Source organism: Micromonospora citrea (genome assembly GCF_900090315.1).
In the GTDB taxonomy this organism is placed as follows: domain Bacteria; phylum Actinomycetota; class Actinomycetes; order Mycobacteriales; family Micromonosporaceae; genus Micromonospora; species Micromonospora citrea.
Window position 1 is genome coordinate 3,797,511 of sequence record NZ_FMHZ01000002.1, and the last position, 13,348, is coordinate 3,810,858.

Genomic DNA, 13,348 nt, shown 5'->3' on the forward strand with positions numbered 1-13,348 from the left:
CGCGTGCACGTGTCAGCCCGTCAGCCAGCGCTCACGGCTGACCGGCCCGGTACGCGCCGATGATGGTCTGCTCGATGCCGCTGCCGGCGTCGCCCCGCGCCGCCACCCGCAGCGAGACCGCCCCGCCGGCTGCGGGTTGCGGCAGCCGGGCCTGGTACGTGCCGTCGCCGGAGCGGTCGACCCGCACGGGCTGCCAGCTGGCGCCGCCGTCGAGGGAGGCGGCCAGCGTGAAGGAGGTGACCGCCTGCGTCCGGACGCCGTGCGCCTGGCGCACGGTGAAGGTCGCCGTGCCGGCGGTGGGGTGGTTGGCCGCGTCCAACGGCAGGGCGTAGTCGACCGACAACAGCGGCAGCGGGACACTGCCGGTGCCCTTCGGGCCGGCCGACCGGAACGTCCAGGCGGTGGTGACCCGGGTCGACACCGGCAGGACCGCGCTGGTGTCGATGTCGTAGGTCAGCCGGTAGTCGGCGGCCCGCCGCGGGACGCTGAAGTCGGCGACCGCGGCGTCGACCCGGCCCACCGTCCGCCCGTCGCGCTCCAGGGTGAGCGTGCGGGCGATGTCGAGGTCGATGCCGTCGGCGAGGCAGTCGAACCTGCCGTGCTGATCGGTCAGCGTGACGAGTTCGACGTGCAGGTTGCCGCTGGTGCGGCGCGGCGCGAGCGGCTGGCACTCGCTGGGGGAACCGGCCGGGTGGTCGTACCAGTCGGAGCGCAGCGGCTGCCGGACCCACACCTTCTCCTGCCGGCTGCCCGGCGCGTACCGCCGCAGCCCCTCCTGGGTCACGACCCCCCGCCAGAACGCCTCGTCGACCCAGTCGAAGCCGGGCGACACGTAGTCGGTGCGGTCGCCGGAGAGCCGGTCGGTGGAGTTCTCGGCGATGAACACGCCCTCCGGGCCGAGCCCGTACCGCTTGTGCGAGGTGTCGTGCTCCGGCGCGTCCAGCTTGTGGAAACGCTGGTCGATCCGGGCGAGGGTGGCGTGCTCGGCGGCGGTCACCCGGTAGGTCGGATCCTCGGGGATGCCGTTTCCGAACGGGTGGACGAGGTCGTAGAGGTACGGGCTCCGCCCGCTGCCCGGCGCGTCGAGACCGAAGGCCGCGTACGCCTGGAAGGTGCCGAGGCCCGTCCCGTCGTTCGGCACCACGGACACGTTCCCCGCTCTGGCCGCGTCTCCCCAGGCGAAGGCGAGGTCGCTCCAGCCGGGGCCGCGGCGGGGCGTCTGCAGGTAGGTGAGGCCGATCGAGTTGGCCTCGGTGGCGACGCCGTCGACGCTCGCCGCGAGTCGCCGGGCCCGGGACAGGTCGAGCCGAAGCGGCGTGTCGCCCGCGACGTCCACGTCCGGATCGCCGGCCAGGACCGCGCGCTCGTCGCCCTCCGTCCAGGACATGAACGAGGCCATGACGCTGTACCGGCCGGCGGGCACCCGGAAGGTCAGCGTGTCACCGGGCTCACCTTCCTCGAGCCGGGCGTACACGGCCCGGTCGTCGAGATTGACCACCGCCACGCTGACCCACTTCATCGCGTCGTCCGGGGCGCCCGGGATCGCGGTCGTGGCGACGGTGAGATCATGGCTGGGCGGCTCCACGAGGAACGTCACCGGCGTACGCGACACCACGCCGTCGCCGACGCGGGCCGTGACGACGGCCGAATGGAGGCCGGGGCGGGCCGCGAACGCGGCGCGGTCGACGCGCAGCGTGACGCCGCCGCCGTCGCCCGCGGCGAGTCGCACCTGACCGGCCGACAGGGTGGCGGCGCCGGCCGGGCCCGGAACGCCGTGCCGGTCGGTCACCGCCACGTCGAGGGCGACCGAGGCCGCGCCGGTGCCGGTGTTGACCCACGCCAGTTTCGCCTCCGCCGTGCCGGACTGCGGGTGGGCGAAGGTGCCGAGGTGCACCACCGGCTGGGCGCTGACGAGGCCGGACAGTGCCCGGGCCGCGTTGAGCCGTCCGGCGCCGCTCGCGTACGTGTCGCCGTCGGCGATCCGATCGACGGCGCCCACCAGCGCGGCCTTGAGCTGCTCGGCACGCCAGTCGGGGTGGCGCTGGGCGAGGATGGCGGCCGCGCCGGCGACGTGCGGGGTGGCCATCGACGTGCCGGAGGCGGCGACGTAGCGCGCGTCGACGGCCCGACCCATGGTGGTGCCGGCGGCGCGGGCCGCGACGATCTCCACTCCCGGCGCGACCAGCTCGGGCTTCGCGACGTGGGAGTCGACCAACGGCCCGCGACTGGAGAAGTCGGCGAGCCGGTCGCCGTCGTCCACGGCGCCGACGGTCAGCGCGGTCGCGGCGGCACCCGGCGAGGAGACGGTGCGGTCGGCGGAGCCGGAGTTGCCGGCCGCGACCACGAACAGCGCCCCGGTCTGCCGGGACAGCGCGTCGAGCGCGAGCGACAGCGGGTCGCTGCCGTCGCTCGGCGCCCAGCCGCCGAGGCTCATGTTCACCACCGGGGCCCGGCTCGCCGCCCATTCCATCCCGGCGATGACCTGCGAGTCGGTGCCGTCGCCGTTGTCGTCGAGGACCTTGCCCACGACGAGGCGCGCGCCCGGCGCCACGCCCCTGCGCGTGCCGCCCGAGGCCGCGCCGCTGCCCGCGATCGTGGCCGCCACGTGGGTGCCGTGGCCGACCCGGTCGCCCGCGTCGCCGCCGTCGACGGTGAAGTCCCGCTTCTCCGCGATCCGTCCCGCGAGGTCCGGGTGGGTGGCGTCGACGCCGGTGTCGAGCACCGCCACCCGCGTGCCCTCGCCGGTGTACCCGGCGTCCCACGCCTGCGGCGCGGCGACCTGGCGCAGGTTGCGGTCCCACCGCTCCGTGGCCGCGGGCGTGCGGGGGGCCGGCTCCCGCCGCTCGGTGACGGCTGCCGGCGCGAGAGTGGCGCGTGGCGTGCGGGAGGCGGGCTCCTGCTCGGTGACGGCCGCGGGCGCGAGGGTGGCGCGCACCCGCCGATCCAGCCACACCTTCGGCGCGGGGCCGGAGGAGCGCACCGTCGCCGAGCGGGCCGACAACGACCGGACGAGTTCCGCGCCCGTCGCCTTGGGGCGGCGACCCGAGACCGCGGCGATGCTCGGCAGCGCGCGGGCTCCGGAGAGGCCCGCGACGAGCGGGTCGGTCGTCAGCCCGCGTGCGGTGCCACCGGGCCGGACGATGAGCGGCAGGTCCTTCCTGCGCCCGTCGTCGTACCCGTCGAGGATCAGCGCGGTCACGTCGAACAGGGCCGGGTCCAGGGTCCGCCCGACCATCGACGCCACCCGGGCCGGGACCACCCGCACGTGCCCGTCGGGGCCGCAACTGCGCCTCAGCACGCCGCTCCCGCCGGCCGGGCGCACGGTCACCGCCGGGCAGCCGGACGACGTCCCCCGTACGGTCACCACGTCGCCGGTCAGCAGCGTCACCGTGTAGGTCCGCCCGTCCGGCAGCAGTGACGGGGTGGCGGCGTCCGCCGCGCCGGTCGGGCGGCTCGCCTCTCCCGCGACGCCGACGCCGGACACCGCCAGCGAGGCCAGCAGTACCGCGACGGCGGGCAGTGCGAGCGTCAGCCGGCGGCCGCGCCCGCGTCTTCCGGGTTCATCCATGGAGACATTCACGCCCCTAAGAAGGGTCCGGCCGCCCGCCGGGTTGCCCGGACGGCCGAACCGGACCGGGCGCCGGCGCGGCACGCGACCCGACCGGTGGCCGTCCCGGCCACGGAAACCAACCCGTGGGGCGTGACAACCGGGCGGTCGCCCGCTGCCGTCTGAGGGGTGGTGACCCAGCGGAGGGACGAGCGATGCGCGATGGCACGGAGCAGGAGTACGTCGACTACGTCTCGGCGCGGATCCCCGCGCTCCGGCGGTTGGCGTTCCTCCTGGCCGGCGACGAGCATCGCGCCGACGACCTGGTCCAGCAGACCATCACCACGCTGTACGTGAAGTGGCGGCGGGCGCGCGCCGCCGACCGGATCGACGCGTACGTCCGGACGATGCTGGTCCGCACGTACCTGAGCGAGCGACGGCTGGCGTGGACGCGGGTCCGGCTGTTCCGCGAGGCACCCGAGCCGCCGCCGTTCGAGGACCACGGCGTGGAGGAGCGCCAGGTCGTCCGGGCGGCGCTGAGCCAGGTGCCCCGCCGGCAGCGGGCCGTGCTGGTGCTGCGGTTCTACCACGACCTGCCGGTCGACGAGGTGGCCGAGATGCTCGGCTGCTCGCCCGGCACGGTCAAGAGCCAGACGTCCCGAGGGCTGGCCACGCTGCGGCGCCTGCTCGGTGAGCGGGAGCTGGCAACCTACTCCGCCGTTAACTGAGGAGCCGATGATGTCATCCGAACTCGATCTGCTTCGGTCGCTCGACGACGAGCCGCGTACGCCCTCCACCGTGGACATCGGGCGCGCGATCGCGGCCGGACGCCGCCGCCGGGTGCGCGGCGTGGGCTACGCGGGCGCGGCGGCGGTGACCGCGCTCGCCGTCGCGGGCGTCTCGGTCGTGGGCGGGGTCTTCGCGCAGTCCCCGTCGCACACCGCGGCGAGCGCCGCCCCGCACGCCAGCGAGGCCGCCGCCCCGGCCTACACGATTCCCGGTACCGAGGGCTGGCGCGCACCGGCGGCGACCCCGCCCACCCGGTGCACGCTCGAACGGCTGCCCGCCCCGGACGGCGCGCCGATGGCCCTGGTCAGCGGCGCGGACCCCACCGGCCGCTACGTCGTCGGGCGCTCGTACCCGAAGGGCGGCGGCTACCAGGCGGTCATCTGGCACGACGGCGAGGCCCGGAAGGTGCTGCTGCCTGGCGACCAGGAGGAGTTGCTGCGGGACGTGAACTCGACGGGCACGGCGGTCGGCTGGAGCTACACCGGGGGCGACGAGGCGGACTCGGGCCCCGTCCCGTACGTCTATCGCGACGGCAAGGTGTCGAAACTGCCCGGGGTGCGGCGCGGGTCCGCGTACGCGATCAACGACGCCGGGGCCATCGTGGGCGACGACGACAGCGGTAGCGCCGCGCTGGTCTGGCCGTCGGCGACCGCGCAGCCGATCCGGCTGCCGGTGCCCGCCGGCACGTCGGAGGTCTCGGCCAGGGACATCGACGAGGACGGCACGGTGGTCGGCACCGTCGGCGGGGAGCAGGCGTACGTCTGGTTCCCCGACGGCACGCACCGGGCGCTTCCGACCCCGCGCGTCGACGGGGTGCAGAACCCGGGCGCCCGGGTCTTCGCGATCCGGAACGGCTGGGCGACCGGGCTGGCCGGCGACGTCGTCCGCGCGGGGAAGGGCAAGAAGCTCCCCCCGGCGGTTGGCGGGATGGGGCCGGAGCTGGCCCGGACGCAGGTCGTGCGGTGGAACGTCCGGACCGGCGAGGTGCGCGTGTTCGGCGAGTTGCAGCCCCACGCGGGTACGGTCAACGCGCAGGGATGGCAGCTCGGGACGGACAAGCGGGGGCGCGCGGTGCTCGTCACCGACGCCGCCCCGGTGGCGCTCCCCGGGCTGACCGAGCGGGCGGACGGCCTGTCCACGATCGCGACGACGGTGAGCGATGACGGGCGCACCATCGGCGGGCAGTCCGACGACGCGTCGGGCACGATCCAGGCCGTCGTCTGGCGCTGCGGCTGAACGGGATCGCGATGACGGCGGCGTGTCCGACCGGTCCACTGCGGACCGGCCGGGACACGCCGCAGCCGAACCGAATCGGGCGCTCCGCTGCAGACCGCCGGGCGCTCCGCCGCGGATCGGCCGGCGCTCCGCTGCCCCGGAGACGCCCTTCAGCAAGGGCTGTGGCCCTCCTCGAAGAGGCGCTGCGCCCAGTCGGCGTACCCGACGATGATCTTCCGGACCGCGTCCCCGTCGTGCAGGAAGAGGTAGGCGCGGTCGCCCTGCCGGGCGATCAGCCCGTCGAACCGGTGCGTCCCCTGTGGAGGGTCCAGCTCGCGGACGGACGGGTAGCGGCTCCGGACCTCCTCGACCCGGCTGCCGGCGGCGACGCCTTCCGGGGTGCGCGTCGCGTCCCCGAGCCAGAGCAGCACCAGCCGGTCGTCGATGAAGATCGGGCTGGTCGTGTCGTATCCGGCGAGTGACGGCCCGCAGGCGTCGACGTCGGTACGCAGGATGCCCCGCCGGGTCAGCTCGTCCTCGGTGTCGCCGAACTCGATGCCCCGCAGCCCGTTCAGGTCGGCCACCTCTACGGACCCGGCGGGCCGGCCGTCCAGCCCGGGTCCCGATGGGTGCGCGCCACTGCCCGCGATCGAGGCAGCCGTCAGCAGCGTCGCTATAAAGCCGAATTGTCGCAATTTCATGGAATCCCCCAGTCCCCAACGGGGCCGGGGCGCTCAGGTTGCTGCTCGCCCCCAGATTGCCGGTTTTCCCACTCCTCGGCCAGCTCGTCCCAGTAGTCGGCGCTCAGCCGCCGACGGCCGTGGGCCAGCCATCCCGCGGTGCTCCGCTCGACGTGCAGGCCCAGCTCGGCGAACGGGTCTATCCAGGCGCCCGGTTCCACGCCGAGCCGGGCGAGCGCGGCGTTCAGCGGCCACTCCGAGCGCGGCCCGTCGAGGAGGTTGTCGACGCGAGGCCCCCAGCTCACGCCGCCGCCGAGCCACACGATCGCCGACTGGTAGCCGGCGCCGCCGGAGAACTCGGCCTCCAGGTAGGCGACCGGACCCGACCGGGACCAGCGCGCCAGGACGTCGGCGAGGGCGGGCGAGAGCACCAGGTGGAAGGGCTCCTCCGGCGACCGGTCCGCCGTCGAGAAGTCGGGCAGCGCCCCGGTCAGCTCCTCGACCAGTTGCGGGGTGACGGGCAGCAGCGCGAAGTCCTGACGCAGCTCGCCGACGACCGCGTGGTCGAGGTCGGCGGTCTGCTCGCGGAGCAGCTCGGCGTCCGCGACGACCGCGCTGAGCTGGTAACCCATCCGAGCCCTCCGCCGTCCACAGCCTGTGGATGGAACATGTGTACGACGACGCCGGTCCCGCCGCTCCCCGGAAACCGTACCCAACCGTCCACGATGGCGTAACCCGCCGCCGACGCTCCTGCTTCCCTCCGCCCCGCCCCCGCGCCCCTCGCCCTGCCCCCCGCGCCCCCTTCCGTCGATCTTGCACTTCCTACCCCGCCTATGCGGCTTGTGTCCGTGTTTGCGGGGGCACAAAGTGCAAGATCGCGGCAACGGGGAGGGAGGCGGGGAGCACGGGGGTCAGGTGGGGATCGCGGCGAGGTAGCGGGTGGCGAGGGTACGGAGGAAGTCGCGGAGTTCCGGGGGGTCCAGGACCGTGAACGGGACGTCGAACTTGCTCAGGTAGGTGGCCAGGTCGTGCAGCGAGTCGGTGCCGGTGACCAGCTCGCACGTCGCGTCGTCGAGCGGGACGATCTCGCCGGAGGTGGGGGTGCTGCGTTCGGCGATCACCGACGCGGGCGCCTGGAAGCGGATGCGCGCCCGGTAGGGCCAGACCAGCGAGCGGACCCCGCGCAGCACGTGCGCCGCCGCGTCGCCGCCGGGTGGCTCGCGCGGCACGAACCGCGGCCCGGTCGGCGGCAGTGGGCGCAGCCGGTCGGCGCGGAACGTGCGCCAGTCCCGCCGGTCGGTGTCCCAGGCCAGCAGGTACCAGCGGCGGCCGGTGTAGACGAGGGTGTGCGGCTCCACGTCGCGCACGCTGATCTCGCCGCCGTGGCCGGCGTACTCGAATCGCAGCCGCTCGTGCCCATGGGCGGCCGCCGCGACGGTGGTCAGCGTGTCGGCGTCGACGGTGGGGCCGCCGCCGGCGGCGGAGATCGTGGCGGTGCGCAGGGCGTCGACGCGCGGGCGCAGGCGCTTCGGCAGGGTGCGTTCCAGCTTGGTCAGCGCCCGCAGCGACACGTCCTCGATGCCGGTGACGGTGCCCGCCGCGGCGGCCCGCAACCCCACCGCGACGGCCACCGCCTCGTCGTCGTCGAGCAGCAGCGGCGGCATCGCGTTGCCGGCGCCCAGCCGGTAGCCGCCGGTCGGCCCGGTGGCCGAGTCGATCTGGTAGCCGAGCTGGCGGAGCCGGTCGACGTCGTTGCGGACCGTGCGGGTGGTCACGGCCAGCCGCGCCGCCAGGTCGGGGCCGGGCCACTCCCGTCGCTGTTGCAGGAGGGCGAGCATGCGCAGCAGTCGTACCGAGGTTTCCAGCATTTCCTGATCCTGTCTGAAATTGAGGAAGCTTACGTTCCTCAATCACTCCTAGCGTGAGGTCATGACCGAGACACCGAAGATGCGCGGCATGGCCACCGTCAGCTACTGGGCCGAGGACTGGCAGGCGGCGAAGAAGTGGTACGCCGAACTGATCGGCTTCGAGCCGTACTTCCTGCGCGACGGGTACGCCGAATGGCGGCTCGGCGACGACCAGGACGAGCTGGGCCTGATCGACAGCCGCTACCGGGCCCCGGGTGTGGCGTCCGGCCCCGGCGGCGTCGTCGTCTACTGGCACGTGGACGACGTGCACGGCATGTACGCGCGGCTGCTCGACATGGGCGCCACCGCCCACGAGCCGCCGCAGGACCGGGGCGCGGGTTTCGTGACCGCCACGGTCGTCGACCCGTTCGGCAACCTGCTGGGCGTCATGTACAACCCGCACTTCGTCGAGATCGTCGCGGCGAGAGGCTGAGCCCCGTGGACGACGCCGAGATCATCAGCTTCGCGGACGTCGACGAGTGGGACCGGTGGCTCGGCGAGCACGGCGGGAGCCGCTCCGACGTCTGGCTGACGATCGCCAAGAAGGGCGCGGCGGGAATGACGGCGACGCAGGCCGGCGACGTGGCCATCTGCCACGGCTGGATCGACAGCCACCGTCGCCGCCTCACCGCGACGCACTTCCTCCAGCGCTTCTCGCCGCGCCGGCCGGGCAGCCCGTGGTCGCGGGTCAACGTGGAGCGCGTCGCCTCGCTGGAGGCGGCGGGGCGGATGCGCCCCGCCGGTCGCGCGCAGGTCGAGGCCGCGAGGGCGGACGGCCGCTGGGCGGCGGCGTACGCGCCGCAACGCGATGCCGCCGTGCCCGAGGACCTGGCCGGGGCCCTCGCGGGCAACGACCGCGCCCGCGCCGCGTACGAGGCGTTGAGCCGCAGCGCCCGGTACGGCATCTTCCTGCCGCTGCTCAAGGCGCGCACGGCGGCGGGGCGGGCCGGCGCGCTGCGGCGGGCGGTGGCGACCCTGGAGGCCGCGACCGTCCTCAGATAGTTCCGTCCTGAGGGATCGGGGCTGCGGACACCCCCGCAGCCCCGATGGCCGGCGGGGGCACCCGCGCCTGCTCAAGCCGGGCTCGCCCACTCAGGTCGGCCCGGGGCTGCCCACGCCGGGTCGTGGCTGCCCACGTCGCCCCGGCCCGCTCGCGCCGCGTCCTGGCTGCCCGCGTCGGGCCGCCCGCTCACGTCGCGTCCTGGCTGCTCACGCCGGGCCGCCCGCTCGCGTCAGGCCCGGCCGCGCACGGCGGTCCCGGCCGCGCGCGTCGGGCCCGCCCCGTTAAGGGGTGCGCCCGGTCAGGGGCGCCGGGCGACCCCGGTGACGAAGGCGCGCCACGCCGTGGGGGTGAAGGCGAGCGCCGGGCCGGCCGGGTCCTTGGAGTCGCGCACGGCGACGACGCCGGGCAGGTTGTCGGCGACCTCGACGCAGTCGCCGCCGTTGCCGCTGCTGCGGGTGCTCTTGCGCCACCGCGCGCCATTCAGGTCCATGTCTCCGCCACTTCCGAGATGAAATCGACAGACTGCCAATGGGTCAACGCCTCTCCGCGCACGTTTTCCCACGCAGCCATCATGGCGGCGATGTCGGCGGGGTCGCTAACCACTTGGCCCTGGAGTTGGTTGTCGAGATAGCCGGCGACCCGGTGGTCGTGACTGTTGGCGATGACGAACGGCCCGTTCAGCCCCGCGTAGGCGCCGACCGACGCCGGCACGACGTGCACCCGGACGTGCGGCTCCGCGCAGGCGGCGACCAGGGCCCGGAGCTGCTCGCGCATGGTGGCCGGGCCGCCGACGGGCCGGCGCAGCACCGCCTCGTCGATCACTGTCGTGAACTGCGGCGGCTCGTCCTGCCGGAGGATGCCCTGCCGGGCGAGCCGGGCCGCCAGGTGCCGCTCCACGTCGCCCCGGGGGAACAGGCCGCCGCCGGTCAGCACGGCCCGCGCGTAGGCCTCGGTCTGGAGCAGCCCGGGCAACACCACCGATTGGTACGACCGCAGCGACACCGCCTCGCGCTCGATCTCCTGCCAGGGACGGAACCAGATCGGGTCGCGACGTCTCGAAGTGTCCGGCCAGATGTCCGACACGTCCCGGTGGAGTGCCTCCGCCGCCGCCAGCCGATGCCGGGGATGCGGGATGCGGTCCTCCGTCAGCCAGCGCCCGACCGTCTTCGGATCGACGCCGACCTTCTCGGCGAGGGATTCGGTCGTGTGCCCGGTGTCGCTGAGCGCCACCCGCAGCGCGTCGTTCACGGGCTCCTCCCATCGGATGTCCCAAATATCTGGCGACCATACATTCACGCGGTGTATCTGTCTGCTCACTACCGGCATGTTGGGGTGACGAAGACGGCGTGGCCGGTGGAGGCGAGGTGCCCGGCGGTCGCGTCCAGTCGCGGGGCCGCCCCGGCGGGGAGGGCGGGGCGGCCCCCTCCAGCCCGCCCGTCGCGTTCCTCATCGCGCTCCCGGAGGAGGTCACACCCGTGCCGACCCGCCGCCCGCCCGACCCGGCTCCCCGCCCTGAGCAGCCGGCTCCCCGCCCTGAGCAGCCGGCTCCCCGCCCTGAGCAGCCGGCTCCCCGCCCTGAGCAGCCGGCTCCCCTGCCCGATTCGGCTGCCCTGCCTGGTCGGATTCCGTCGCCGACCGGTGCCACCCGACCTCGCCCGGCCCCAGCCGTGGAAGGCGGGAGCCTGACCGTCGGCGCGACGATCCGCGTGCCGGACGACGGGTACCGCTTCGGCGAGGGGCCGCTGACCCTGCGCGTCACGGAGGTGCTGAGCGTCGGCCCGTTCGAGGGGCGGGTCTGGGCGGAGGTACGCGGCCACGAGGTGACCCCGGACGGCACCCTCCGCAGCCGCGCCCGCTTCGCCTTCGTCCGCCTCGACCGGGTCAGGGTGGTACCCCCGGCCGTCGCCGCGCCGGCCGGAGCGGTCGTCGTCGCCGCGTCGGCCGAGCCGGTCGCGGGTGTCGAGGCGTCCGCTGAGCCGCTCGGGGCGGTCGCCGCTGCCGGATCGGCCCGGGCAGCGGGGACAGCGTCGCGGTGAGCCGACGCCGCGAGCACGTCCCGACCCGACCCACCTGGCGCTGCCGGGCGTGCGGCATCGCCTGGCCCTGCTCTTCGGCGAAGCTGCGACTGCTCGGCGAGTACCGCCAGGACCGCGTCGCGCTCACCGTCTACCTGGCGACCCTCCAGGCCGAGGCCGCCGGACAACTCGCCGGGCTGGACCAGGAGGTCGACCCCGGCGAGTTGGCCGACCGCTTCGTCTCCTGGGCCCGGGCACGCGGCTGACCGGCCCGACCCGCGTCCGGAGTCGGCCGGGATCGGCGCGGCGGTGTCGGTTCCTGTGGTGTCGGCTCAGGCGAGCAGGTTGACCAGCGCGGCGAGGCCGACCACCACGATCGCGGCGCGCAGCGCCACCGGCGGCAGCCGGCGTCCCCACCGCCCACCGGCCAGGCCACCCAGCACGGAACCCGCCGCGATCAGCAGGGCCGGCTGCCACGCCACCGTGCCCAGGGCGACGAACAACACCGCCGCGACCCCGTTCACCAGGCCGGCGAGCACGTTCTTCACCCCGTTGACCCAGCGCAGGTCGGTGGAGAGCAGCACGCCGAGCAGCCCCAGCAGCAGCACGCCCTGGGCGGCGCCGAAGTAGCCGCCGTACACCCCGGTGGCGAACACGCCGAGGAGCAGGAGCGGCCCGACCCGCCGGACCTCCGCGCCGGCCGGCGGGGGCGCCGCGTCCCCCGCGCCCTGCCGCCGGCGGGCCAGCGCCCGGGCCAGTCGCGGCTGCGCCACCACCAGCACCAACGCCGCGACGATCAGCACCGGCACGATCGCCCGGAACGCTCCCGGCGGCAGCCGCAGCAGCAGTACGCCGCCCGTGACCCCGCCGAGCAAGCCGGCGACGCCCAGCCGCGCCAGCAGCCCGCCGTGCCCGGCCAGATCGTGCCGATAGGCGTACGCCCCGGAGAACGACCCCGGCACCAGCCCGACCGTGTTCGACACGTTCGCCACCACCGGTGGATAGCCGAGGGACAGCAGGACCGGGAAGGTCACCAGGGTGCCCGAGCCCACCACCGCGTTGATGGCGCCGGCCGCCACTCCGGCGGCCAGCACGGCCAGCCCCTCGGCGGCATTCAGCATCGTGTTCATTTGTGTCCGCGCTTTCCCCGGGCCGGTCGTCGCCCTCAGGTCGCCGCCGCCCGGTTACCTCGCTGTCGAATGCGGGTGTCAGCGTAGGGTTCCGTCCCCCGGTGGGCGGTCGACCTGCGTCGGAGATCACGCGGCCGGAATGGCGAGTCCCCGCTCACGCCGGGCTGTCACCCGGTCACCTCAGGAACGCCGCGACGGTCTTCACGAACAGGTCGGCGTCGTCGTGCCACGGGAAGTGGCCCGCGCCGGGCTGCACGGCCACGGAGGCGTGCGGCAACAGCCCCGCGAGTTCGCGTACGGAAGGCGGTGGGCTGTTGACGTCGAACTCCCCGGCCAGCAGCAGGACCGGGCTCCCATGCTCCGCCAGGGCGGCACGGGTGCGTTCCGGGGAGAAGGCGCCCTCGGCGGCGAAGATCCCGGCCGCCTCCTGGTTGGTCAGCGCGCCCTCGGCGGCGTGCCGGCTCCTGGCCTCGGCGTCCCACCGGCCGTGCCGGAAGGGGGCGATGGCCTCCCAGTCGGCGTCCCCTGCCCGGTTGTCGGTGATCGCCTCCAGGGCCGCGTACGCCGCCGGGAACCACGGCTCGTCCTGGCGCAGCCGTGCCGTCTCGCGCCGCGTCTCCCCGGTGATCGGAATGCCGATGGCGAAGACGCTGGGGGTGACCAGGACCAGCTTGCCGACGCGTCGCGGGTGCCGGGCCGCGTACAGGGTGACGAGGTTCGTGCCGGCGGAGTGCCCGAGCAGGTCCATCCGGTCGAGGCCGAGGTGTTCGCGCAGGGCCTCGACGTCGTCGACCAGGCGGTCGCAGCGGTAGGAGGAGACGTCCTCGGGGACGGCCGACCGCCCCGTGCCGCGCAGGTCCAGCACGACGAGCCGGCGGTGCCGCGACAGCCCGCCGAGATCGCCCAGGTAGGCCGAGTCCTGCATGGGGCCGCCCGGCAGGCAGACGAGCGGGTCGCCGTCACCGACCAGTCGGTAGGAGAGCCGGGTGCCGTCGGGCGCGGAGAAGGATGGCATGGCACAGACCCTTTCACCCCGGGCCTCGCCGAACGAGACGGCTGCCC

Annotated in this window: 14 protein-coding genes; 6 read left to right on the top strand and 8 right to left on the bottom strand. The window is 74.9% G+C overall.

Features of this window, described 5'->3' with window-relative positions; translation table 11 throughout:
* Nucleotides 1-31: 31 nt before the first annotated feature.
* Nucleotides 32-3,568 carry a S8 family peptidase gene (locus GA0070606_RS17395; protein WP_245724726.1) on the bottom strand — a complete coding sequence of 1,179 codons (3,537 nt, stop codon included), beginning with the start codon at nt 3,566-3,568 and terminating at the stop codon, nt 32-34.
* Between the two features lie 194 nt (nt 3,569-3,762).
* On the opposite strand from GA0070606_RS17395, the gene GA0070606_RS17400 reads away from it, so the two are divergent.
* The gene (locus GA0070606_RS17400; RefSeq protein ID WP_091101181.1) at nt 3,763-4,275 is read left to right on the top strand and encodes a SigE family RNA polymerase sigma factor; all 513 of its coding nucleotides are present in this window, start codon (nt 3,763-3,765) and stop codon (nt 4,273-4,275) included.
* 10 nt (nt 4,276-4,285) lie between these two features.
* Nucleotides 4,286-5,572 carry a hypothetical protein gene (locus GA0070606_RS17405; protein WP_141721724.1) on the top strand — a complete coding sequence of 429 codons (1,287 nt, stop codon included), beginning with the start codon at nt 4,286-4,288 and terminating at the stop codon, nt 5,570-5,572.
* A gap of 149 nt (nt 5,573-5,721) precedes the next feature.
* Here the strand turns inward: GA0070606_RS17405 and GA0070606_RS17410 are convergent, their stop codons facing one another.
* From GA0070606_RS17410 to GA0070606_RS17420, 3 genes are all read right to left on the bottom strand, one after another.
* Entirely contained in the window at nt 5,722-6,216 is a 495-nt protein-coding gene (locus GA0070606_RS17410) for a hypothetical protein (protein ID WP_176737549.1), read from the bottom strand.
* Nucleotides 6,217-6,248: 32 nt separating this feature from the next.
* A complete protein-coding gene (locus GA0070606_RS17415; RefSeq protein ID WP_091101193.1) occupies nt 6,249-6,863 on the bottom strand; it encodes a hypothetical protein in 615 nt (204 codons plus the stop codon).
* Between the two features lie 279 nt (nt 6,864-7,142).
* The gene (locus GA0070606_RS17420; RefSeq protein WP_091101197.1) at nt 7,143-8,099 is read right to left on the bottom strand and encodes a helix-turn-helix transcriptional regulator; all 957 of its coding nucleotides are present in this window, start codon (nt 8,097-8,099) and stop codon (nt 7,143-7,145) included.
* A gap of 61 nt (nt 8,100-8,160) precedes the next feature.
* Between GA0070606_RS17420 and GA0070606_RS32580 the strand changes: the two genes are divergently transcribed.
* Both GA0070606_RS32580 and GA0070606_RS17425 read left to right on the top strand, forming a co-directional pair.
* The gene (locus GA0070606_RS32580; protein WP_176737347.1) at nt 8,161-8,571 is read left to right on the top strand and encodes a VOC family protein; all 411 of its coding nucleotides are present in this window, start codon (nt 8,161-8,163) and stop codon (nt 8,569-8,571) included.
* 5 nt (nt 8,572-8,576) lie between these two features.
* Nucleotides 8,577-9,140 carry a YdeI/OmpD-associated family protein gene (locus GA0070606_RS17425; protein ID WP_218106027.1) on the top strand — a complete coding sequence of 188 codons (564 nt, stop codon included), beginning with the start codon at nt 8,577-8,579 and terminating at the stop codon, nt 9,138-9,140.
* Nucleotides 9,141-9,439: 299 nt separating this feature from the next.
* Here GA0070606_RS17425 and GA0070606_RS17430 read toward each other — a convergent pair whose 3' ends face one another.
* Both GA0070606_RS17430 and GA0070606_RS17435 read right to left on the bottom strand, forming a co-directional pair.
* The gene (locus GA0070606_RS17430; protein ID WP_091101202.1) at nt 9,440-9,631 is read right to left on the bottom strand and encodes a DUF397 domain-containing protein; all 192 of its coding nucleotides are present in this window, start codon (nt 9,629-9,631) and stop codon (nt 9,440-9,442) included.
* On the bottom strand, nt 9,622-10,389 hold the full coding sequence (locus GA0070606_RS17435) for a helix-turn-helix domain-containing protein (protein WP_091101205.1): 768 nt from the start codon (nt 10,387-10,389) through the stop codon (nt 9,622-9,624). The genes GA0070606_RS17430 and GA0070606_RS17435 overlap by 10 nt, the downstream gene beginning before the upstream one ends.
* Before the next feature lie 458 nt (nt 10,390-10,847).
* Here GA0070606_RS17435 and GA0070606_RS32585 point away from each other — a divergent pair, with 458 nt between their 5' ends.
* Both GA0070606_RS32585 and GA0070606_RS17445 read left to right on the top strand, forming a co-directional pair.
* On the top strand, nt 10,848-11,177 hold the full coding sequence (locus tag GA0070606_RS32585) for a hypothetical protein (protein WP_176737348.1): 330 nt from the start codon (nt 10,848-10,850) through the stop codon (nt 11,175-11,177).
* A complete protein-coding gene (locus GA0070606_RS17445) occupies nt 11,174-11,422 on the top strand; it encodes a flavin reductase (RefSeq protein WP_091101212.1) in 249 nt (82 codons plus the stop codon). The genes GA0070606_RS32585 and GA0070606_RS17445 overlap by 4 nt, the downstream gene beginning before the upstream one ends.
* Nucleotides 11,423-11,488: 66 nt before the next feature.
* Here the strand turns inward: GA0070606_RS17445 and GA0070606_RS17450 are convergent, their stop codons facing one another.
* Nucleotides 11,489-12,286, bottom strand: coding sequence for a sulfite exporter TauE/SafE family protein (locus tag GA0070606_RS17450; RefSeq protein ID WP_245724727.1), 798 nt, complete (start codon nt 12,284-12,286; stop codon nt 11,489-11,491).
* A gap of 175 nt (nt 12,287-12,461) precedes the next feature.
* Nucleotides 12,462-13,301, bottom strand: coding sequence for an alpha/beta fold hydrolase (locus tag GA0070606_RS17455; protein WP_091101215.1), 840 nt, complete (start codon nt 13,299-13,301; stop codon nt 12,462-12,464).
* Between the last annotated feature and the right edge of the window lie 47 nt (nt 13,302-13,348).

What these genes read in the sequence shown, in the direction of transcription:
- GA0070606_RS32580 (WP_176737347.1), top strand. Translation starts at nt 8,161, where the DNA reads ATGACCGAGACACCGAAGATGCGCGGCATGGCCACCGTCAGCTACTGG.
- GA0070606_RS17430 (WP_091101202.1), bottom strand. Translation starts at nt 9,631, where the DNA reads ATGGACCTGAATGGCGCGCGGTGGCGCAAGAGCACCCGCAGCAGCGGC.
- GA0070606_RS17420 (WP_091101197.1), bottom strand. Translation starts at nt 8,099, where the DNA reads ATGCTGGAAACCTCGGTACGACTGCTGCGCATGCTCGCCCTCCTGCAA.
- GA0070606_RS17450 (WP_245724727.1), bottom strand. Translation starts at nt 12,286, where the DNA reads ATGAACACGATGCTGAATGCCGCCGAGGGGCTGGCCGTGCTGGCCGCC.
- GA0070606_RS17395 (WP_245724726.1), bottom strand. Translation starts at nt 3,568, where the DNA reads ATGGATGAACCCGGAAGACGCGGGCGCGGCCGCCGGCTGACGCTCGCA.
- GA0070606_RS17400 (WP_091101181.1), top strand. Translation starts at nt 3,763, where the DNA reads ATGCGCGATGGCACGGAGCAGGAGTACGTCGACTACGTCTCGGCGCGG.
- GA0070606_RS17455 (WP_091101215.1), bottom strand. Translation starts at nt 13,301, where the DNA reads ATGCCATCCTTCTCCGCGCCCGACGGCACCCGGCTCTCCTACCGACTG.
- GA0070606_RS17405 (WP_141721724.1), top strand. Translation starts at nt 4,286, where the DNA reads ATGTCATCCGAACTCGATCTGCTTCGGTCGCTCGACGACGAGCCGCGT.
- GA0070606_RS17415 (WP_091101193.1), bottom strand. Translation starts at nt 6,863, where the DNA reads ATGGGTTACCAGCTCAGCGCGGTCGTCGCGGACGCCGAGCTGCTCCGC.